The sequence below is a fragment of the Bradyrhizobium sp. NBAIM08 genome, assembly GCF_020193935.1.
Lineage (GTDB): Bacteria > Pseudomonadota > Alphaproteobacteria > Rhizobiales > Xanthobacteraceae > Bradyrhizobium > Bradyrhizobium yuanmingense.
Genome location: NZ_JADYVR010001362.1, coordinates 1 through 382 on the forward strand (window position 1 = coordinate 1; position 382 = coordinate 382).

At 66.5% G+C, this 382-nt stretch carries 1 protein-coding gene; it reads right to left on the minus strand.

Features of this window, described 5'->3' with window-relative positions; translation table 11 throughout:
• Nucleotides 1-301, minus strand: a 301-nt coding sequence (locus tag I6F37_RS44930) for a DoxX family protein (RefSeq protein WP_225155121.1), incomplete at its 3' end; no start/stop codon positions are given.
• Nucleotides 302-382 lie beyond the last annotated feature (81 nt).

The window sequence follows — 382 nt, forward strand, 5'->3', positions numbered from 1 at the left end:
GCTCGATGTGGTAGGTGCCCGGCTGCAGCAGGATGGCGACAAAGAGCGCCAGCACGAAGCCCGCGAGAGCCAGAGGAATGGAGACCAGGAGCGAAACGGGCTCAGGGTACTTCCGTAACGGCAACATCGCCCGAACCCGCTCATCGCGAAGGAGCAGGCCGAGCCAGAGGAACGTGGCCACCAGAAACGGCATCACATGTCCTGGCCACAGCGAATCACCGATGCGAGCATGCGTGGCAACCGCGCCGCCGAGATAGCCCGTCAGCAAGATCGCGCCGAGGACCGAGCTGCGCGGGACCATCGCGCACCTCGACGAAGTGCTGACCATGTCGGCGCGGATGGCCGCGGCCACCGGCGACCCGGTCTGGGAGCAGCGCTACCT